This window comes from Parasphingorhabdus litoris DSM 22379 (genome assembly GCF_020906275.1).
GTDB lineage: Bacteria > Pseudomonadota > Alphaproteobacteria > Sphingomonadales > Sphingomonadaceae > Parasphingorhabdus > Parasphingorhabdus litoris.
Window position 1 is genome coordinate 3,332,660 of sequence record NZ_CP086727.1, and the last position, 20,307, is coordinate 3,352,966.

At 53.9% G+C, this 20,307-nt stretch carries 23 protein-coding genes and 2 tRNA genes; 15 read left to right on the forward strand and 10 right to left on the reverse strand.

The window, feature by feature from the left end:
- Positions 1-6: 6 nt before the first annotated feature.
- Genes BS29_RS16165 through argH form a run of 4 tightly spaced genes read right to left on the reverse strand, consistent with a single transcriptional unit; the run spans position 7 to position 3,697 of the window.
- Complete coding sequence (locus BS29_RS16165; protein ID WP_229954661.1) at positions 7-777, reverse strand: siroheme synthase; 771 nt, start codon at positions 775-777, stop codon at positions 7-9.
- Positions 778-780: 3 nt separating this feature from the next.
- On the reverse strand, positions 781-2,040 hold the full coding sequence (lysA, locus tag BS29_RS16170; protein ID WP_229954662.1) for a diaminopimelate decarboxylase: 1,260 nt from the start codon (positions 2,038-2,040) through the stop codon (positions 781-783).
- A 41-nt stretch (positions 2,041-2,081) separates the two neighbouring features.
- Positions 2,082-2,330, reverse strand: a complete 249-nt coding sequence (gene lptM, locus BS29_RS16175) for an LPS translocon maturation chaperone LptM (RefSeq protein ID WP_229954663.1) — start codon at positions 2,328-2,330, stop codon at positions 2,082-2,084.
- The gene (gene argH, locus BS29_RS16180) at positions 2,327-3,697 is read right to left on the reverse strand and encodes an argininosuccinate lyase (protein ID WP_229954664.1); all 1,371 of its coding nucleotides are present in this window, start codon (positions 3,695-3,697) and stop codon (positions 2,327-2,329) included. Before argH ends, lptM begins: the two co-directional genes overlap by 4 nt.
- Positions 3,698-3,728: 31 nt before the next feature.
- Between argH and BS29_RS16185 the strand changes: the two genes are divergently transcribed.
- A complete protein-coding gene (locus BS29_RS16185; protein ID WP_229954665.1) occupies positions 3,729-4,319 on the forward strand; it encodes a TlpA family protein disulfide reductase in 591 nt (196 codons plus the stop codon).
- A gap of 30 nt (positions 4,320-4,349) precedes the next feature.
- Here BS29_RS16185 and BS29_RS16190 read toward each other — a convergent pair.
- Positions 4,350-4,425, reverse strand: a tRNA-Val gene (locus tag BS29_RS16190).
- Between the two features lie 518 nt (positions 4,426-4,943).
- Between BS29_RS16190 and dnaA the strand changes: the two genes are divergently transcribed.
- Positions 4,944-6,419 carry a chromosomal replication initiator protein DnaA gene (gene dnaA, locus BS29_RS16195; RefSeq protein WP_229954666.1) on the forward strand — a complete coding sequence of 492 codons (1,476 nt, stop codon included), beginning with the start codon at positions 4,944-4,946 and terminating at the stop codon, positions 6,417-6,419.
- A gap of 95 nt (positions 6,420-6,514) precedes the next feature.
- Here the strand turns inward: dnaA and BS29_RS16200 are convergent, their stop codons facing one another.
- Positions 6,515-7,186 carry a DUF4136 domain-containing protein gene (locus BS29_RS16200; protein WP_407673791.1) on the reverse strand — a complete coding sequence of 224 codons (672 nt, stop codon included), beginning with the start codon at positions 7,184-7,186 and terminating at the stop codon, positions 6,515-6,517.
- A 392-nt stretch (positions 7,187-7,578) separates the two neighbouring features.
- Between BS29_RS16200 and BS29_RS16205 the strand changes: the two genes are divergently transcribed.
- The gene (locus tag BS29_RS16205; protein ID WP_229954668.1) at positions 7,579-8,589 is read left to right on the forward strand and encodes a hypothetical protein; all 1,011 of its coding nucleotides are present in this window, start codon (positions 7,579-7,581) and stop codon (positions 8,587-8,589) included.
- Positions 8,590-8,668: 79 nt separating this feature from the next.
- Here BS29_RS16205 and rpsT read toward each other — a convergent pair whose 3' ends face one another.
- Entirely contained in the window at positions 8,669-8,932 is a 264-nt protein-coding gene (rpsT, locus tag BS29_RS16210; RefSeq protein WP_229954669.1) for a 30S ribosomal protein S20, read from the reverse strand.
- Positions 8,933-9,059: 127 nt separating this feature from the next.
- Positions 9,060-9,872, reverse strand: coding sequence for a bifunctional DNA-formamidopyrimidine glycosylase/DNA-(apurinic or apyrimidinic site) lyase (gene mutM / locus BS29_RS16215; RefSeq protein WP_229954670.1), 813 nt, complete (start codon positions 9,870-9,872; stop codon positions 9,060-9,062).
- A 160-nt stretch (positions 9,873-10,032) separates the two neighbouring features.
- Between mutM and BS29_RS16220 the strand changes: the two genes are divergently transcribed.
- From BS29_RS16220 to BS29_RS16250, 7 genes are all read left to right on the forward strand, one after another.
- Entirely contained in the window at positions 10,033-10,770 is a 738-nt protein-coding gene (locus tag BS29_RS16220) for a class I SAM-dependent methyltransferase (protein ID WP_229956888.1), read from the forward strand.
- Between the two features lie 13 nt (positions 10,771-10,783).
- Complete coding sequence (gene ubiB, locus BS29_RS16225) at positions 10,784-12,349, forward strand: 2-polyprenylphenol 6-hydroxylase (protein ID WP_229954671.1); 1,566 nt, start codon at positions 10,784-10,786, stop codon at positions 12,347-12,349.
- The gene (locus BS29_RS16230) at positions 12,346-13,617 is read left to right on the forward strand and encodes a bifunctional phosphopantothenoylcysteine decarboxylase/phosphopantothenate synthase (protein WP_229954672.1); all 1,272 of its coding nucleotides are present in this window, start codon (positions 12,346-12,348) and stop codon (positions 13,615-13,617) included. Before ubiB ends, BS29_RS16230 begins: the two co-directional genes overlap by 4 nt.
- A 7-nt stretch (positions 13,618-13,624) precedes the next feature.
- Complete coding sequence (dut, locus tag BS29_RS16235; RefSeq protein WP_229954673.1) at positions 13,625-14,071, forward strand: dUTP diphosphatase; 447 nt, start codon at positions 13,625-13,627, stop codon at positions 14,069-14,071.
- 35 nt (positions 14,072-14,106) lie between these two features.
- Entirely contained in the window at positions 14,107-14,511 is a 405-nt protein-coding gene (locus tag BS29_RS16240; protein ID WP_229954674.1) for a hypothetical protein, read from the forward strand.
- A complete protein-coding gene (locus BS29_RS16245) occupies positions 14,508-15,290 on the forward strand; it encodes a HesA/MoeB/ThiF family protein (protein WP_229954675.1) in 783 nt (260 codons plus the stop codon). The genes BS29_RS16240 and BS29_RS16245 overlap by 4 nt, the downstream gene beginning before the upstream one ends.
- Positions 15,291-15,358: 68 nt before the next feature.
- On the forward strand, positions 15,359-15,763 hold the full coding sequence (locus BS29_RS16250) for an MAPEG family protein (RefSeq protein WP_229954676.1): 405 nt from the start codon (positions 15,359-15,361) through the stop codon (positions 15,761-15,763).
- A 21-nt stretch (positions 15,764-15,784) separates the two neighbouring features.
- Here the strand turns inward: BS29_RS16250 and BS29_RS16255 are convergent, their stop codons facing one another.
- Positions 15,785-16,123: a GFA family protein gene (locus tag BS29_RS16255; RefSeq protein WP_229954677.1), complete on the reverse strand. Its 339-nt coding sequence runs from the start codon at positions 16,121-16,123 to the stop codon at positions 15,785-15,787.
- Positions 16,124-16,137: 14 nt separating this feature from the next.
- Positions 16,138-16,842, reverse strand: a complete 705-nt coding sequence (locus BS29_RS16260; RefSeq protein WP_229954678.1) for an NAD-dependent deacylase — start codon at positions 16,840-16,842, stop codon at positions 16,138-16,140.
- Between the two features lie 119 nt (positions 16,843-16,961).
- Here BS29_RS16260 and dapB point away from each other — a divergent pair, with 119 nt between their 5' ends.
- The 5 genes from dapB to BS29_RS16285 all read left to right on the forward strand — a co-directional run bounded on the left by dapB (position 16,962) and on the right by BS29_RS16285 (position 20,266).
- Positions 16,962-17,696 carry a 4-hydroxy-tetrahydrodipicolinate reductase gene (dapB, locus tag BS29_RS16265; protein WP_229956889.1) on the forward strand — a complete coding sequence of 245 codons (735 nt, stop codon included), beginning with the start codon at positions 16,962-16,964 and terminating at the stop codon, positions 17,694-17,696.
- Positions 17,697-17,737: 41 nt separating this feature from the next.
- Positions 17,738-18,934: a M48 family metallopeptidase gene (locus tag BS29_RS16270; protein ID WP_229954679.1), complete on the forward strand. Its 1,197-nt coding sequence runs from the start codon at positions 17,738-17,740 to the stop codon at positions 18,932-18,934.
- Positions 18,931-19,569 carry an endonuclease III gene (gene nth / locus BS29_RS16275; protein WP_229954680.1) on the forward strand — a complete coding sequence of 213 codons (639 nt, stop codon included), beginning with the start codon at positions 18,931-18,933 and terminating at the stop codon, positions 19,567-19,569. The genes BS29_RS16270 and nth overlap by 4 nt, the downstream gene beginning before the upstream one ends.
- 124 nt (positions 19,570-19,693) lie before the next feature.
- Positions 19,694-20,110: a hypothetical protein gene (locus tag BS29_RS16280; RefSeq protein WP_229954681.1), complete on the forward strand. Its 417-nt coding sequence runs from the start codon at positions 19,694-19,696 to the stop codon at positions 20,108-20,110.
- Positions 20,111-20,189: 79 nt separating this feature from the next.
- Positions 20,190-20,266: transfer RNA gene (locus BS29_RS16285), tRNA-Arg, on the forward strand.
- Positions 20,267-20,307 lie beyond the last annotated feature (41 nt).

Genomic DNA, 20,307 nt, shown 5'->3' on the forward strand with positions numbered 1-20,307 from the left:
TTTCGCCTATCCGTAGCGTATCACCAATGTCAGCCCTGTGATCTGTGTCGCATCAAATGCGTCCAGATCAAAGCGTTCCGCATCCGCACGTGCCCTGATCAATATCGCTTCCGGTATTTTGGTATCCGCATAGATCACATCGGCCTGACCCAATAACCGCGCCTGCTTGATTGTCAGATCATCAGGGTCAGCGCTGTGCAGACTAAGTTCGATCAACCCCGTCTGGTTGCCTGCTGCCGGGTCGGTGAGCCAATGGTCTATGGCCTGTGCATCATGATCGGCAAACGGGTCGAGCGTTCCTCCAGGATTGAGCGCTGCATCAATCGCCCGGCGACGGTCGGCCCCATCTGGCCAAATCTCCTTGACCCGGGCGCGAGCGGCCAACAGACCTCTGGCCAGCTTTCCCAATCCCGCTGGCAGCATTTGTTCCAATCGTTGGCGCACGGCTTTGGCAAGACCCGCTGATGCACCGCCTGTGCCAATGGCGATGAGCACCGGATCACGATCGATAATGGCCGGTGTGGTATAATCGCAAAGCGCCGAACGATCGACGGCATTGACCAGCAGGCCGCGTGCTTTCAGGCGCTTTACCGCCGCATCGGCCTCATCGTCATCCTCGAAAGCCACAACTGCCATAGCGGCATCGGCCGCTTCATCATCAGTGATGGCCGCACCAGCGCGTTCGTAGAGCCGCCGCTTCGCATCCGCCATTTCTCCGCTGCCGAGCAATATGACTTTGCGGCCCTTCAACGTCACGAAGATCGGTAGCTGGTCCATGGTCTATTTCAGCCAGTCAGGCACATGCTCTGCGGCCATGATGGTCGCTGGTTCTATCCGCTCCGCCACCACGGCATATTTATCGCCATCGACCAGCACCTCGGGAACCAGTGGGCGGCTATTATAAGTATTGGCCATAGTCGCTCCATAAGCGCCCGCTGTTCGGAAGATTCCGAGGTCATCAGTCTGCACCCGATCGACTTCCCGTTCCTTCGCGAAGATATCACTACTCTCGCAAATCGGACCGACAATCGATGCGGTCATGGTGTCACCAGTTGGTTGGACGGCTTCAAAATGGTGCCATGCATCATAAATGGCAGGCCGCATCAGATCATTCATCGCGGCATCGACAATCACAAAGTCGCTGTTCACGCCTGGCTTGATCCGAATGACCTGCGTCATCATCACACCGCTATTGCCCGCAATCACGCGGCCCGGTTCGAACATCAATGTCACGTCCCAACCCTTGGTCACGCGCGCGACCATAGCACCGTAGTCAGCTGGGCTGGGCGGATTTTCTTCAGGCTTATAGGGTACGCCGAGACCGCCGCCTAGATCGACATGCGTTATTTCATGACCCGCAGCGCGTAGATCGCTGACCAATTGCCCCATGCGCGCGTAGCATTTTTCAAGCGGATCGAGTTTTTGCAACTGACTACCGATATGCACTGCAACACCGCGCAGGTTAAGGCCTTCCAGCTTGGACAGCCGCGCAAAGATATCAGGCGCAACGTCAATTGCGACGCCGAATTTATTTTCCGCTTTACCTGTCGAGATTTTCGCATGCGTGCCCGCGTCGACATCGGGATTGACGCGCAGGGTGGCCGAGGCTTTTTCACCGCGCGCCGCGGCAATTTCCGCCAACATCTGGCCTTCTTCTTCAGACTCGAGGTTGAATTGGCCAATCGCTTTGTCGAGGCCGAGCGTGAGTTCGGCGCGGCTTTTGCCAACGCCCGAAAACACGATATCTTCAGCCTTCATACCTGCTGCCAGAGCACGCTGCAGTTCACCGCCGGAAACCACGTCGGCCCCATAGCCCTGATTGGCAAGAATTTTCAGCACCGCAAGATTAGGATTGGATTTCACTGCAAAGGCCAGATGGACCTTGCCAGCATCTTTTAACCCCTCCCGAAATACGCGAGCATGACGCTCCAGCGTGGCGCGGGAATAGACATAGACCGGTGTACCGATCTGGTCGGCAATATCGGGAAGCGCAACATCTTCGGCATGCAGCACGCCATCTTTAAGTTGGAAATGGTCCATCGAATGGGGCTTTCAGAATGTTAAAAAGGAGGAATTCGGGTTTAGCCGGGCGGCGGCAGGTCAAATTTGTCATCCTGTCGTTTCTCCGACCGGCGGAGCAATTCGTCGCTACGTTCCGGCTGTGCCTGCGTGGACGGAATCAACAATTCCTCACCCGTTGGTTTTTCAGCTTCGCCATAGACAGCGGGCGGAAGCGATTGCCCCTTGGGCGGCTCCAGCGCGCCGCGATTACCGCAGGCAGATAATATCACCAGGGCTGTCAGAGCCGCAATTTTTCCAAAATAGTTCATAAGCGATTCGTCTGTTCCAGTTCTGCGATCCGCTGTCTTACCTGCTCCGGCGCGGTTCCGCCATAGCTGGTCCGACTTGCTACCGATCCTTCGACGCTTAAATCCGGCATATCATGGCCTTCCACTCGGGCATCAATGGCGGTGAGGTCGGCAGGCGCCAAGTCCGCAAGGCCGCACCCGCGCTCTTCGCACAGTTTAACCGCAGCACCGGTAACATGATGGGCTTCCCGGAACGGAATATTGACATCCCGTACCAACCAGTCGGCCAGATCGGTTGCGGTCGAGAATCCGCTATCGGCAGCAGCCCGCATCTTTTCAGGGACGAAGGTGACGCTCTCGATGATACCGGTCATCGCAGCGAGCGAGAGACCCAGCAAGTCATGCGCCTCAAATACGGGCGGCTTGTCGTCCTGCATATCCTTGGAATAGGCGAGCGGCAGGCCCTTCATCGTCACCATGAGCGCATTGAGGCAGCCGACAATCCGCCCGGCATGGCCGCGCACGAGCTCAGCTGCATCAGGATTGCGTTTTTGCGGCATGATTGAGCTGCCGGTGGACCATTGGTCGGACAATTTCACAAAGCCAAAGGGTTGAGATGCCCAGATTATGATTTCTTCAGCTAGTCGCGACAGGTGCAGGGCGGTTTGTGATGCCGCCATCAAATAATCTAGCGCAAAGTCACGGTCTGAAACACTGTCCATAGAATTGGCTGTCGCGGAACCGAAGTCCAGAGCCTCTGCAGTCATTTGCCGGTCATTGGGAAAACCTGTTCCGGCGAGCGCAGCGGCACCCAATGGACACTCATCCAGACGCTTCTTGGCGGCCCAAAGCCGGCTGCTGTCCCTCGCAAACATCTCATAATAAGCGAGCAGATGGTGCCCCATGGTAATCGGCTGCGCCACCTGCAAATGGGTAAAGCCGGGCATGATTGTGTCGGCCTGTTCCTTGGCCCGCGCAATTAGAGCCTCCCGCAAACTCCAAAGGCCGTCGGATACATCGTCCATGGCATCCCGCACCCACAGGCGAAAGGATGTCGCGACCTGATCATTGCGCGAACGGGCGGTGTGCAGGCGTCCAGCAACGGGACCAACAATCTCGGTCAACCGCGCCTCGATCGTCATGTGAATATCTTCAAGGTCCAGATTTTCAGGAACGCCGCCTGTTTCATATTCCTCAGCAATCTGATTGAGGCCTTCGATGATCTTCGTCGCGTCTTCCGCCTCGACAATGCCTTTTTGGGAAAGCATCTCGACATGGGCGAGTGATGCGCGGATATCTTGACGCCATAATTTCTTGTCGAACGGGATAGACGCGTTTATCTCGCGCATGATTGATGAAGGGCCATCGGCAAATCTGCCGCCCCACATTGTATTAGAACTCTGGCTGTTGGAATTTGATGTGCGATTAGTGATTCGATTTTTCCTGTTTCTGTGCCTGCCAGTGATGCTCACCGGTTGCGATAAGCAATCTGATGCAGGGGAGCAAGACTATGTTGATCCGGTGGGCGGTGAAGTCATCGAAGGTAAAGAAGGGCTCGTGGGCCATCTTTATATCGGCAAACGCGGAGAGCCGATGGTTGATACGCCGTTTAAGGATCCTGATGGCAATATGGTCCGTCTGTCCGATTTCATTGGCAAGCCAGTTCTGGTCAACATCTGGGCAACGTGGTGTGCCCCATGTGTGGTGGAAATGCCAATGCTCGACAAACTGGCTGCTCGTGAAAAAAACAGGCTGAAAGTACTGGTTGTATCGCAGGATATCCAAGGCGCAGAGAAAGTAGAACCGTTCTTTGCTAAGGCGGATTTCAACGAACTAGAGGCTTATACCGATCAAGAAAATGGGCTCAGCTTTGGATTCGGATCCGGCCTGATGCCAACCACCGTACTCTATGATGCGGAAGGCAAAGAAGTTTGGCGGGTTATTGGTGCAATGGACTGGGATGGTGCGCGCGCTGCGGCGCTGATGGAAGAAACATTGGCCGGAAGTTGATTGGGCTGGCGTTCTAAGAAAAACCAAAAATGGTGGGCGATGACAGGCTCGAACTGCCGACATCTTCGGTGTAAACGAAGCGCTCTACCAACTGAGCTAATCGCCCTTACATAGGTCAGCCCCATGAAGTGTTCGGGGCCATTGCCAAATCATGAGGGCTTTGGCAAGCATCTTTCCGCAGGCTTTTCCAAAATATCGGAATATCGACGATTTTTCTCCGACGGCCCTGCCCAGCAATGTAACATAATGCAAAACCCAAGGTGCAACCGCGATTCGCAGCATATGCCTTATTATCCACAGAATATTAGTGTATTAAATCAATTGCTTAGTTCGATTATTGGATTTTTCCACAGGTTGCCGCTGTCAATCTAATTATTTCATTTTTTTTACACACACGGCCTTGCTCGACTCGTTCCGACACGCTTACTAAGAGACATCGGCTGGTGGCCACGGATTCGAAAATTCTGGCCTCTATGACATTGAAAAAAGCATCGTTGAAAAGTGTTTTCAACATCGGGTTTTCTGTACCTTGCGGTTCCTTTGGCTGGGAACCCATTGGGAAGTACAGAAATTTTCTGGTCGGTGAGCGGTCCTGCAATGACGCGGGTGGAGATAATTCGGGGGATGTTAGTGGTACAAGAATCGGAAAAAGTGGGCGCCCATATAGCCAGCGAGGCAGCAACAGTTAGCGTGGATAATTCCGTTGTAAACAATGGCAATTTGGCAAAACAGGATGATGTAGCTTCGCAACTAACAGATGCATGGAAAACCATCTGCTCCGGTTTGCGCCGTGATCTTGGTGCTCAGATTTTTGGTCAATGGATCAAGCCCATCAAACTTGCACGCTTTGATGCTGACAATGGCGATTTGCAGCTGCTACTGCCCTCTGAATTTGCTGCCAATTGGGTTCGTGAACGTTATGCAGAACGCCTTACTCTTGCGTGGAAAGCCCATTGTTCTGACGTAAGGAGTATTAGTTTCGCCGCCAAGGCGGGAGCCGCGCGGATCGCACAGGTCAAACAGGTCAGTGATATTCCACCCCTTCATGGTTCCACCGCGCCCAATGGTGGAAAATTCCAACCTGATCTTGATCCGCGCATGACGTTTGACGAGTTTATCGCCGGACCCAGTAATGTTCTGGCACAAAATGCGGCGCAGCGTATGGCAGCGGCGGAAAAACCACTTTTCAATCCGCTCTATCTGCAATCGTCTACGGGGCAGGGCAAAACCCATTTGATACATGCTATTGGACATGCCTATCAGGCTGAATGTCCGGCTGCACGTGTCATTTACATGTCGGCCGAACGGTTCATGATCGAATTTGTTTCAGCCATGCGTCGCAACGAGGCGATGGAATTCAAGGCCGCTCTTCGGGAAGCCGACCTTTTGATGATCGATGATATTCAATTTATCGTCGGCAAGAATTCGACCCAAGAAGAATTTCTTCATACCGTCGATTCGCTGATCAGCCGTGGCAAACGCGTTGTCGTTGCTGCTGATCGTCCACCGCAGGCTTTGGATGGAGTGGATCAGCGGCTCCTGTCGCGACTTTCGATGGGGCTGGTCGCAGACATTCAATCTGCCGACTTGGAATTGCGCCGAGACATCCTGAACCACAGGCTCTCCAGCATGCCGCATCAACAGGTGTCAGAAGATGTGGTCGAGTTTCTCGCTCGTACGATCAGTCGCAACTTGCGGGAATTGGAAGGCGGCCTGAACAAGCTCCTCGCTTATGCGCAGCTGACCGGGCGGCCGATTACCAAGGAACTGGCCGAAGAACAATTGTCAGACATTTTAAGTGCTTGCCGCCGCCGAATTACGATTGACGAAATCCAACGCACTGTCTGCGAATATTACCGCCTCGACCGCAATGAAATGTCTTCCAAACGCCGGGCCCGTGCCGTAGCGCGACCGCGACAGGTCGCCATGTATCTTGCCAAGGTAATGACTCCGCGCAGCTATCCCGAAATCGGCCGTAAATTTGGTGGTCGCGATCATAGCACCGTCATTCATGCGGTGAAACTGGTCGAGCAGTTACGGGGTGAAGATACTGAGATGGACAATGATGTCCGGATGCTGCTTCGTCAGCTGGAAAGCTGAAACAGCTGCGATCAGTCACAATATAGTCAATAAAAAGGCCATCTCGGAACGCACCGAGATGGTCTTTTTTATTTGCCCCTATCTGCTGTTTCGAGTTACTTTTTCTCAGGCGCAATCGAAATGCGAACGCGTTCGCCGTTGCTGCCTGGGAAGTCGGTGAACATGGCCTCAACCAGATTCGGAACGAGATAGGTTAGATTTTTCGACCTTGAGCGGGCTTCTGCCTTGCCTTCAAACAAACGCTCACCGTCAACTTGCCGGTCGATCTTCAGATCAAGCTCGGAGGTATAAACCGTGAAACTGCGGACGCTGCCATAGCCTGAGAATCCATGACCGCCAAACAGGAACGGGTCATAAAAGCCCAATCGATAGCGATGACGACCGTAGAAGCCGCGACGATGATAGCCTCGGAAACCTGTTGCAAAAAAAGGATCATAGTCGGAAACCACTTTTTCACGGCCATTGTCCACGTCGTAATCCATGCTGACGATTAACTGTGCAGCCGCCGGATCATCGCTGCGCTGATAGCCAAGATCGGACATTCGCTGTTCAACCAGTGCGGCATATTGGCTGAATTCCAGACCGCCAGAAAGTTCAGGATCGGACGCTACCACAGCAAAACTTTGTCCCTGTGCAGGTGGCAAGGCTTCAAATCGCTGTACATCAGCCCGGAAAGGACTTGCACAAGCACCCAGCGCCAGGAAGGCGACGGGCGCAAGAATTTTCAATTTCAGATGTTTTGAATTTTTTGATCGAGACGTTTTCATCGTCATTCCTTCAACTTGCCCGCCATCTTCTTCATATAATAAGATTATCATGCTGAACCACCATTGAACGATAAAATAGTGCGGCTCGTCGATAAATTTCAATGGCACCTTGTTGTTTTTTGACGAAAATTTCTGTTTTGGATAGGAGAGATAAGTATAAAAGCGTATATTTTACAAATATATACAGAATCACAGCACTTGGACCGATCTCTAATAGTCCGACAAAACAGACCATTAAACTTTAGCAGACTAGAATATTCAGTAAGATATGCGAATCGACAAAAAAAACATCGATTTACATATTGATACAAATAGCAGACAGCCTCTAATCAATGCTATGTCATACACCAGAGCCTTACAAACCGACAATTTCAGAAAAGTAATTTATCACTATGGATGAAAACATACAGGACGACATTTGGGGCGGCCAGATTCTATTAGTCTCCGATGATCCGCAACTGCGGGCACTTTACGTCCATGCTATTGAATTGCTGGGCGGTAGATGTACGCCGCTACCTGTCAATTTTGCCGATGATGATCTCACCGATCGTATGAATGTCGCGGCAATCGTCGTCCAAATTACCGAATGGGATAGCGCCCAGCAATCTGCGTTGGAGCGAATTGAACAGTTTTGTGAGGCATCAAGCCTGCCGATGCTGATCAGGACCAACCTCGATTTGCTGGATACGGTTTTGGTGGCAGTCGACTATCCCCATGTCGAACATTTGCTCAGCGATAGCGTTGCAGAGCTGTTTGTATCGTTGGAGCATCGAACGCAGCGTCCGATCAGCAGCCTGTTCGCAGACAGAGATGAAATTGACCTGGCTGATCTGAAAAAGATCTCAGCCGATGTAGAGCGTATAGCAAGAGCATTGGTCAAATTGTCAGGCCCACAACAACCTTCTGGTGGGCGCCAGCCGATTAGTAGCCCTTTCCTTGAAGGCCAAACAAAGCTCGCTGATTCTCCTATTGGCTTCAAAGCCGGATCATCCGCCGACTTGCAAGGACGCGAAACTGATCATCGATCAGAAGGTGCGACAGAGGCCCCCACAAGCCATATTTCGGCTGAAGAAGTCCGCGGTTTGATTCGTGCTCGCCGATTGCGCGACCAATATTTTGAAGCGGAGTTGTTTGCTGATCCAGCATGGGACATGCTGCTAGACCTTATGGCAGCGCAACTGGAAGGGACTAAAGTTGCGGTTTCAAGCCTCTGTATCGCAGCTGCCGTGCCGCCAACGACGGCGCTGCGGTGGATTAAAACCATGACCGAAGAAGGTGTCTTTCTTCGCAAAGCGGACAAAAAAGACGGGCGCCGGATTTTTATCGAACTCAGTGACGAAGCGGCAGCGGGCATGATCAGGATTTTTGACTTGGTACGTCATGAAGGATTGATGCTGATCTGATTCGCACAAAAGAAAACCCGCCAGTGATCGGGCGGGTAATTCTTGTTCAAACTATCTGTCTGGCCCAGACCAGAACTGCTTATCCCAGTGCAGCAACCCGTTTTGTCAGACGGCTGAATTTCCGTGAGGCAGTATTCTTGTGGAACACTCCGCGTGCAACACCGCGTGCCAATTCGGGCTGAACAGCGGCAAGAGCGGTAGCCGCAGCGGCTTTGTCGCCGGCTTCCAAAGCGGCTTCAACAGATTTGATCTTCGTGCGAATCTGGCTCACACGGTTCTTATTGATAACCGTACGGCGCGCGTTGCGACGGATACGTTTCTTTGCTTGCGGCGTATTAGCCATGAAATTTCCTCAAAACTGAAATGCTGGGAAGCCGTCGATTACATATGCAATCTCGGCTCAGGTCGGCGGTCATTAGCTTCCCAGATGATTCCCGTCAATAGCTTAGTCAAACAAGTGCAAATCAGCCCTAACGCTGACATTTCCGACAATAAAAGGTCGAGCGACCACTATCAACCTTGCGCACCACAGGCGCCCCACAAGCACAATCTTCGCCCTCCCGGCCATAAACCAGCCAATCCTTCGAAAAATAGCCCAATTCTCCGTCAGGTTGGGCAAAATCCCGCAAAGATGAACCGCCAGCGGCAATCGCTGCTTCCAATACTGCTTTGATCGCCTTCACCAATTTGTCATAGCGCGGTTTTGATATGCTCTTGCCCATCCGGCTTGGCGATATTCCGGCCATATGCAAAGCTTCGCAGACATAAATATTGCCGAGCCCCGCGACATTGCGCTGATCGAGCAGCAACTGTTTGATCGGTGCCTTGCGGTCTTTTGTTGCTGCTTTCAAATAAGTGCCGTTAAAAGCCTCGCTTAGCGGCTCCGGGCCCATAGCAGCGAACGGTCCAAATAGCTCCACTTCATCGGCTCGAATCAGGTCGAGAGAACCGAAACGACGCGGATCATTAAGCACCAATCGCCGATTTTCTTCAGTTTCCAGCAACAGATGGTCGTGCTTTTCCAACTCCACCGGATCAATCCGCCAACGGCCAGACATGCCTAGGTGAAATATCATGACATCACCGCGATCGGTCTCGATTAAGCCGTATTTGGCGCGCCGCGACAGTTGCGTGACCCGTGCGCCCGTCATCCGCTGGCGCAGATCAGCGGGGATTGAACGGCGCAGATCAGCGCGGCGCGGCTCGACCAGGGTCAGCCTGTTCCCTTCCAGTACGGGCCGCAAACCGGCGACCGTAGTTTCCACTTCTGGCAGTTCTGGCATCAGGCCCCTCTAATTATCGTAACATCGCTCTGTGCAGCAGCTACAGGGTGATTGCAGTGCTGCCAAGCGTCGTCTAATGCTTGTCATTCTAAACCCCTCTACATCGATTCTGCCATGTCGTTTTCGGGGGTCTAAATCCAAGGGCTTGAGCAACCAGATTATGATCGAAACCAAGACAGTCTCCTTCGGCTATGAAGAGGTGGATGAAGATGAGAAGGTTGGTCGTGTTGGCCAGGTCTTCTCCAGCGTCGCGAGCAAATATGATGTGATGAACGACGCCATGAGCGCTGGTACGCATCGACTGTGGAAGGATCGCTTTGCGCGCCGGGTCAAACCCCGGGCCGGCGAAGAGATTCTCGATATGGCCGGCGGCACAGGCGATATCGCGTTTCGCATGGTCGATAGTGGCGCGAACATTACGGTTGCCGATATCAACCCCGACATGCTTTCCGAAGGACTCGACCGCGCCATCAAGAAAGGCGAAGGGCGATTGGTCTGGAGCGAGCAGGATGCTGAGAACCTCAACTTCCCCGACGCACATTTCGACGCCTACACAATCGTCTTTGGCATCCGCAACGTTACCCACATCGAAAAAGCATTGGCTGAAGCCTATCGCGTCTTGCGTTATGGTGGACGCTTTTACTGCATGGAATTTTCAAAAACGTTATGGCCTGGATTTGATAAGGTCTATGATTTCTATTCGCATCGCGTGCTGCCCAAAATCGGCAAGGCAGTCGCGAATGATGAAGACAGTTACCGCTATCTGGCGGAGTCGATCGACCGCTTTCCGCCAATGGAAAAATTTCGTGACATGATAGAAGATGCCGGCTTTGCTCAGACCAAGGTCGAACCCATGATGGGCGGCCTTGTTGCTATCCATAGCGGCTGGAAAGTCTGAGCACTCTCATAGCATGACATCATCCAGAACCCATATCTTCCGCCTGCTCAAATGGGGCCGCACGCTCGCCAAATATCGAGCGCTGGAGGACTTAGAAAAGCACAAGACTACGCCACCGATGCTACGACGCCTATTTCGCTTGGCGCGGCTGGTCACTGTCCAATCAAAAACAACCGATTATTCTGCGGCATTTCAGTCTATCGGTCCTGCGGCGATCAAACTGGGTCAAACATTGGCAACCCGGCCTGACATTATCGGCGAAGAAGCCGCGCGCGACCTACTGCAATTACAAGATAATCTGCCGCCGGTTTCCTTTGATAAGATCCAGGATGAAATAGAAGGCAGTTTGGGAAAGCCGATTGAAGAGCTTTATAGTCACATTCATCCTGAACCGGTAGGCGCAGCTTCCATTGCACAGGTTCACCGGGCGACCACCGTTGATGGCAAAGAAGTCGCGGTCAAAGTGCTGCGACCGGGCATTATCAAGAAATTTACGGCCGACATTGAAACCTATGAATGGGCTGCGGCTCACCTGGAAGCAATGGGCGGTGAAGCGAAACGGTTGCGTCCACAGCTGGTCATTGCCAATTTCCGCCGCTGGACCATGCGCGAATTGGATCTCCGCCGCGAAGCTGCATCGGCTTCAGAGCTTGATGAACATATGGCCAATGTCGAGCAGTTTGAAATCCCTAAGATAGACTGGGACCGGACATCGGGCCGGGTGCTGACGCTTGATTGGGTCGATGGCATAAAAATTTCGCGCCGCGATGATCTGATCGCGGCTGGTCATGATTTGAATGATATTGCCAACCGGCTGGTTCACACGTTCCTGAAACAGGCGATTGAGGCGGGCTATTTCCACGCGGATATGCATCAGGGCAATTTGTTCGTGAAAGCCGATGGTACCATTGTTGCCATCGATTTTGGCATCATGGGCCGAATCAACAAGAAAGCGCGTTTCTGGCTCGCGGAGATTTTATACGGTCTGACCACCGGCAATTATAAGCGCGTCGCGGAAATCCACTTTGAAGCGCAATATGTGCCCGACCATCATAGCATGGAGGATTTCGCGACAGCGTTACGCGCCGTCGGCGAACCGATGCGCGGCAAGCCGGTGAGCGAGCTTTCGGTCGGTGATATGCTCGATGGCTTATTCGCCATCACCCGCGATTTCGACATGGAAACCCAGCCGCATTTGCTGTTGCTGCAGAAGACCATGGTAATGGTCGAAGGGATCGCAACCGATCTTAATCCCAGCATCAATATGTGGGACGCCAGCGGACCTTATGTGAAAAACTGGATCCGGGGTGAATTGGGGCCGGAAGCGGCCATAGCCGACCGGATTAATTCTGACATGGATACGCTGATGATGCTGCCCGACATTGTGCGGCGGCTCGATCAACAGCTTCCGCGCCAAGGCGGCGCTCCGCCGCCACCGCCTGTGGCTGATGTGGAACTAATCTGGGAGCGCAGCAAGCCAGGGCATAGTGGCGGATTTTGGCGTTATGCCTTAACCGCTGTTATAGCCGCATCAGCGGGCGCAGGGGCGCTGTGGATGTGGGGACAAAGCTGGCTATGACAAAACCCAAACATATCCTTCTGATTATCGGCGGTGGAATCGCCGCCTATAAGGCCAGTGAATTAATCCGCCTGATCCGTAAAGCGGGCATGACGGTCCGCTGTGTTTTGACCGAATCGGGCGGGCAATTTGTTACGCCGATGACGTTGGCAGCGCTTTCCGAGAATGAAGTACACACTACGCTCTGGTCTTTGAAAGACGAGACGGAAATGGGCCATATTCAATTGTCTCGCGAAGCGGATTTGGTGGTGATCTGTCCAGCGACAGCCAATTTAATGGCCAAAATGGCGGGGGGTGTTGCCGATGACTTGGCGACAACCTTATTGCTCGCAACCGATACGCAGGTGCTGGCCGTGCCCGCTATGAACGTGCGCATGTGGGACCATCCGGCAACCCAGCGCAACATCGAACAACTGCGCTCTGATGGCGTAATTGTAATGCCGCCGGATGAAGGCGATATGGCTTGCGGCGAGTTCGGCCCAGGCCGATTGCCCGAACCACCAGCGGTGATGGAAGAGATCATGCGCCATCTTAGTGGAGATACTGAGTCACCGACGCTGATCGGCGAAAATGAACTTGGTCATAATCCACTGGAAGGGCAGCCAGCTTTTGCGCCCGACCAACATCGTCCGCTCCACGGCAAACATGTTTTGATAACCGCTGGCCCGACGCGCGAGCCGATTGACCCTGTGCGCTATATCGCCAACCGATCGTCCGGGCGTCAGGGTTTTGCCATTGCCGCTGCTGCAGCTGAAGCAGGCGCACAGGTCACATTGGTGGCTGGGCCGGTTCATCTGCCGACGCCCGCCGGAGTGATGCGGGTTGATGTCGAGACAGCCTTAGAAATGGAAGCGGCTGTGCACGACGCCTTGCCCTCGGATATTGCGATCATGGTAGCCGCTGTCGCCGACTGGCGCGCAGACGCGCGTGCGGAACAGAAAATCAAGAAGCAAAAGGGCGATGCACCTGCTCCTCTCGCATTGGTTGAGAATCCGGATATATTGGCGGGCCTTGCAAGGCATGAAAAACGTCCAGGCTTATTGATAGGGTTTGCCGCCGAAACCGAAAAGATCGAAGAGCATGCTCGCGCAAAATTGGCCAAAAAAGGATGCGATTGGATTGTTGCCAATGATGTATCCGGCGATGTGATGGGCGGCTCGGATAATAGCGTACATATTGTTACCGCCAATGGCACCGAAATTTGGGAACGACTTCCCAAACCTGAAGTCGCCCGGAGGCTGGTACAAAAAATCATTGAAGAGATTTGAGGAATTAATGTTTGAACCGATAGAGATAGCCGTGAAGCGGCTGGATGGTGCCGGCGATTTACCTTTGCCCAGTTACGAAACAAGCGGCTCCGCCGGCATGGATGTCCGCGCAGCTGAAGCAGCCACTATCGCCCCCGGCAAGCGAGGCTTGATCGGCACTGGATTCGCCTTCGCTATACCGCAAGGCTATGAGGTACAGGTGCGGCCGCGTTCTGGCTTGGCTTTGAAAAAGGGTATATCTGTTCTCAATACCCCTGGAACGATCGATAGCGACTATCGCGGAGAGATAAAGGTGATCCTTGCCAATTTGGGCGACGAAGACTTTGTTGTCGAACGTGGTGACCGGATTGCGCAGATTGTCGTCGCCCCAGTCCAACGCGGGAATCTTGTGGAAGTCGAAATACTTGATAATACTGCACGCGGTACTGGTGGTTTCGGTTCCACCGGTGTATAGTTTGGTAACTGCATGTTTTTGGAAAGGAACGACTGATGATTGACCTTCTTTTTGCTATGGCTATCGCGGGCACTGCGACGCAAGATGCCGATATTGCTACGGCTATGCCTGCCAACTATGCTGTTTTGGAAACAGCACGATTTACCAAACCAATCCATTATGCGGAACGTCATGAGCTGGCAGCAGAACGTCTCGCAAAAAAGGCAAAATGCAATCTGCCAACGGCACAACAATGGGTTCATGCGAGAATCGAAGCCGCAATTTTGGTTACGCCAGACGGCAAGCTTGCCAAGGTTGTACCTGTTGAAAGCGGTTGCCGCGAACTTGAAGTTTATATGGTCAACCACCTCAATAAATATGCAAGCAAGGCCGGTCCAATTTCGAGCAGCAGCAAAAACACGTGGTATAAAACAGCGATGCATTTCCGCTGGCCTGAATGAGCGATCTAACCGACCAACAGCTTGATCGATATGCGCGGCATATCGTTCTTAGAGATATTGGCGGGATTGGTCAGAAGAAAATCCTTGGCGGCCATGTTTTGATCGTTGGGGCGGGCGGTATCGGCTGTCCCGCTATTCAGTATCTTGCAGCTGCTGGCATTGGTTCTCTTACGATTATTGATGATGATATTGTGTCGCTTTCAAATCTTCAGCGGCAGGTTTTATTTTTTACTGAGGATATCGGATTGCCGAAGGTGGAAGTTGCCGAAAGTGCCGCGCAACGGGTAAATCCGGATATCAATATAAACACTATTAATCAAAGACTTACCGCGCAGCATTTCTCAGATGATGCTGCAGCATTTTTTGAGCAGTTTGATGTCATTCTCGACGGTTCAGACAATTACCAAACCCGGCTTCTGGTATCCGACTATTCCATAGCGCACCGGGTTCCGCTGGTATCCGCCGCCATTGGTCAGTTCCAGGGGCAGCTTGGCCTGTTCCGCGGCTGGGAAAAAGACAAGCCATGCTATCGCTGTTTTGTCGGCGATGCACTCGACCCCGATGATTGCGATAATTGTTCGGAAGTTGGCGTCCTGGGTGCGATGGTGGGTCTGATGGGCAGCTTTGCCGCCATGGAAGCGATCCGGGTGCTTACCGGCTTTGGCGATGATCCGGCCGGCAAACTGCAACTGTTCGACGGCCTGAAACCTTCGATGCGCAGCATAAACCTGCCCAAAGATCCGGAGTGCAAAAGCTGCGGAGCGTTGCGCAAAGGCTGACCGACGGCCGGCCAATTGCCTTTCTCCCGATATTGCGCAATGATTGCGCGAAACAGGGGAGAATAATCATGACGATACCGGTAACCGGACTGGCGGCGGCCATTTGCGCGCTCATGCTGATCTACACCGCCTATGCCACCGTGAAGATACGCTTTGCCAATAAGATCGGCTTTGGCGATGGTGACAATCCCGACCTGCTGACGGCGCGGCGTATCCATGCCAATCTGGCCGAACACGCGCCGCTTTTCCTGATCATGCTGGGCGTGCTGGAACTGGCGGGTGCCTGGCATTGGGGCATTACAGCCGTGGCCGCTATATTCCTGATCGGCCGCGCGGCGCATATTTTCGGGATGAACCAGCATCACAAGGGTGGTTCTCCAATTTTTCGTCAGATTGGCGTGATCGCCACATGGATCACTACCGTGATTCTAGCGCTATGGATCATCTACCTGTTCGTGACGCTGCATGTTTAGGGGCGTAGGTAACAGCAAAGCCTAAAGACTAGCCCCATCCACTTCGCGGACCGGCAGATGCTGCCAGTCGTCCGGATCGAACATTCGCATATTGATACCCATGCGATCGGGCGGCGCTGTGCGCGGCGTCCAATGGGTATGCGACCCGCAGCGCTTGCAATTCCACAGCGTGATCATTTTGTCGCCCTGCACATAACTATTCAACATCTCGGGCGCGGCTTCAATTTTCACCACATCCGGATTCCAGAAACCACCCCGCCAACCGGTTTTCCGGCACAAGGAACAATTGCAATGCAATGTCTCTTCGGGTGGCTCCGGAACCGTAATCTGCACCGCACCGCAATGGCACTGGCCTTTCATTTCAGCCCCCTATGTCATCCATCGTTCAACACAGCCTCAACCCATGCGGGCACCAGCTCCCCCGCCTTGCCCATCCGGCTTTCATCAAAATACAGACTGCCATCCGAGGGATCCAGATTCATTTCCAACGTCTGCGCACCATAATGAGCCGCGGATCGGACAAACCCTGCGGCCGGATAAACCGCGCCAGATGTTCCGATCGAAACGAACAGATCGCATTGCGCCAAGGCCAGCTCAATCCGCTCCATCTGATAGGGTATTTCGCCAAACCAGACGATATCGGGCCTGAGCGCGATCTGATCACAATGCGGGCAGGCGGGACCGCTGGACAGGCTTTCGGTCACCACAGAACGCTCGCCACAGGCCAGACATAGTCCGCTCAAAAGCTCGCCATGCATATGCACCAGCCGCTGCGATCCGGCCCGGTCATGAAGGTCATCGACATTTTGCGTTACCAACAACAAGTCGCCGCCCCATTCCGCATCCAGCTTGGCCAGCGCCTTATGCGCCGGATTGGGATGCACGGTCTGCAACTTGGCACGCCGCTCGTCATAAAATTTCTGGACCAGCGCCGGGTCACGCTGAAATGCCTCCGGCGTTGCGACATCTTCGACTCGGTGCCCTTCCCACAGGCCATCGGGTCCGCGAAAGGTGGCAACACCGCTTTCCGCGCTAATCCCCGCACCGGTCAAAATGACAATATTGTTTATTTCGCGCATTATTTCTTCTCGTCGTCACCCTGAACTTGTTTCAGGGTCCCCTTATCCACTAAGACAGCTTTTTGACGCAAAGTAGATGCTGAAACAAGTTCAGCATGACGAATGTGGGGTGGGAAGTTATGACATCAATCGGGATTATCGGCAGCCAGGGCCGCATGGGCCATGCCCTTGTGGGGGCCATTGGCGAGCAGGAAGATTTGCGCCATGCCGGCGGCGTGGATCAGGATGATGATTTTGCCGCATTGCTCGCGCACAGCGACGTGCTGGTTGATTTCTCATCACCCGATGGCCTCAGCCAGCGACTGGATCTTTGCGCAGAGGCGGGCAAACCAGTGCTCGTCGGCACCACTGGCCTTGAACCGGCGCATCACCTGTCCATCGATGCCGCTGCACAAGCGATTGCCGTGCTGCAGACCGGCAATACCTCGCTGGGCGTGAACATGCTGGCGGCGCTGGTCAAAGAGGCGGCCACGCGGCTGGGTGACGACTGGGACATTGAAATTGTCGAAATGCATCACCGGCACAAGGTCGATGCGCCGTCGGGCACCGCTTTGTTGCTGGGCGAGGCAGCCGCCAAAGGCCGCAATGTCACGCTGGCTGATCAAAGCGAGCGGGGCCGTGATGGCCAGACCGGGGCGCGGCAAAAGGGCGCGATTGGCTTTGCATCCTTGCGCGGCGGATCGGTGGCTGGCGATCATCAGGTGATATTCGCCGCGGATGAAGAACGCATCGAACTGGGCCACCGCGCGGAAAACCGGATGATTTTTGCACGCGGCGCGATCAAGGCAGCGCAGTGGCTCCGCGGACAGCCAGCCGGCCGCTATGACATGACTGACATGCTTGGACTGGATTGATAAAAGCACAGCCCTGAACGGCGGCTAAGAGGGAGAGAATAATGACCACATTTAACCCGGAGGCGGCGACCAGTGCCTATATTGATGGCCTCGGCGCAGATGCGCTGGCCAAGGCCGCAGACTATACGATCGGCAATCACTGGTTGCTGCTTTGGGGCCTGCTCGTCTCTGCGCTCGTTACCTGGATCATCATCCGTTCCGGCCTGCTTGACCGGCTGGCCGGTAAGTTATCGGCGCGCGGCTTTGTCGTCCGTACCTGGATCATCTGCGCGGTCTTTTTCCTTGTCTCGACGATATTGACGCTGCCGTGGACGCTCTACACCGACCATTTCCGGCAACATGCCTATGACCTGTCGAGCCAGCCGCTAGGCGATTTCCTGATGCAGGGCGGCATTTCGCTCGTCATGTCCGCTATTTTTGGCGGCCTGTTCTTCCTTGGCATCTATGCCCTGATCCGCAAAACCGGTCGGCGCTGGTGGGTCTGGTCCGGCGGTCTGGCGGCGGCAACCATATTGGCCTTGCTGCTATTGGGGCCGGTATTGATTGAGCCGTTGTTCAACGAATATAAACCGCTGCCTGATGGCGAAGTGAAGGTCGCGCTGGTGGCTATGGCACAAGAGGCTGGCATTTCGGAGGATCGCATCTTTGTCTATGATGGTTCGCGCCAATCGGAAAATTTCACCGCCAATGTTTCCGGCATTGGTGGCTCGGCGCGCATCGCTATTTCTGACGTGGCCCTCACCTCGGCATCTCTGGACGAAGTGAAAGCCGTCACCGGCCATGAAATCGGCCATTATGTGCTCGGTCATATCTGGCGCTATGTGATTATCTTCCCGCTCCTCGCCATCGCGCTCTTTTTTCTCGCCGACCGGCTCTATCCACGTTTCGCGAAACTGTTCGGTAGCGATGCGGAGATTAGCGATCCGCGCGGCCTGCCGGTGCTGATCTTCATTGTCTCGCTTTTCTCGCTGCTGACTCAGCCGATCACCAATGCGATGACACGCATCGGCGAGCGCGAGGCGGATGCCTATTCTCTTGAACATGCCAAGCTTCCTGATGCGCTCGCCAGTGCACTCTTAAAAACCGCGGAATATCGTTATGCGCGCCCGCATCCGGCGCAAGAGATGATCTTCTACACCCATCCGTCGGTCGAGAAACGCGTGCGTAATGCGATGGAGTGGAAGGCCGCCAATATGGGCTCTGAAGAGCCGTCAGCGGAGACGCCGGACGCGCCATGAAGAAAGCCGATATTTTCGAATTTTACTCGCGGCTGGCAGCCGACAATCCAGCGCCCGAGACGGAGCTGAACTTCGGCAATACCTATCAGCTGGTCGTTGCGGTGGCCCTGTCCGCCCAGTCGACCGATATTGGTGTCAACAAGGCCACACGGCTATTGTTTGAGCAGGTTACCACGCCCCAGCAGATGGTTGATCTCGGCCTCGAAGGCCTGAAAGAGCATATCAAGACGATTGGGCTCTATAATAACAAGGCCAAGAATGTCATCGCGCTGTCGGAGATGCTGATTGCTGATTATGGCGGTGAGGTACCGGCTGATCGCGACGAGCTCACAAAACTGCCCGGCGTCGGTCGCAAGACCGCCAATGTCGTTATGAACTGCGCCTTTGGGGCGGAAACCTTTGCCGTCGACACCCATATTTTCCGGGTCGGCAACCGCACCGGCCTGGCCCCTGGCAAAACCCCGCTGGCGGTAGAGAAAAAACTCGACAAGCAAACGCCTTCACCCTTCCGCGTCCATGCTCATCACTGGCTGATCCTGCATGGCCGTTATATCTGCAAGGCGCGTAAGCCGGAATGCTGGCGCTGTCCGGTTGTCGACCTGTGCCGTTTCAAAAAGAAGACGCCGGCACCCTGATACAAACGCCCTCTGATACAAACGCCCTGCCCCGCCAATGGCTCGGATCATCGTTCAGCTTTTAGAAATCCAGACAGGCGTAGATTTTTGGCGATGGGTCATTTTGAATATTAGGAGAGATCTTATGAAACTATTAGTTCCGGCCCTTATCGGTGCCGCCCTAACCGTCGCTGGAGCCGCTTATGCTGGTGAGAAGCGGTCGAAAGACGACAAATTTGTTATCGAGAAAGTCGGCGAGCCGAAAAGCTGTATCAACCGATCACAGATCCGCTCCACCGATGTGATTGATAACCAGACGATCGATTTCAAAATGCGCAACGGCGACATTTATCGCAACAATCTGCCCAACAAATGCAGCGGCCTCGCCTTTGAAGAAGCCTTTTCCTATCGCACGTCCACCAACCGGCTGTGCAATGTCGATATCATTCGGGTGCTGGATAACACCGCTGGCCGCCTTGATACCCGCGCAGCATGCGGTCTTGGGAAATTTCAAGAGATCACCAAGACCAAACGCGAAAAGGCAGAAAAGAACGAAAGCTAAAATAGCTTTGTTCCCGCAAAATTAGGATTGGCAAAGCGGCCTGCGCGCTGCTAAGCGCTCTGTCGGTATCTGATACCCGGCACCCGTAGCTCAGCTGGATAGAGCGCTGCCCTCCGAAGGCAGAGGCCAGAGGTTCGAATCCTCTCGGGTGCGCCATTTGACGAATTTCGCTTTTTCAATTCGATGCTTTGATAGCA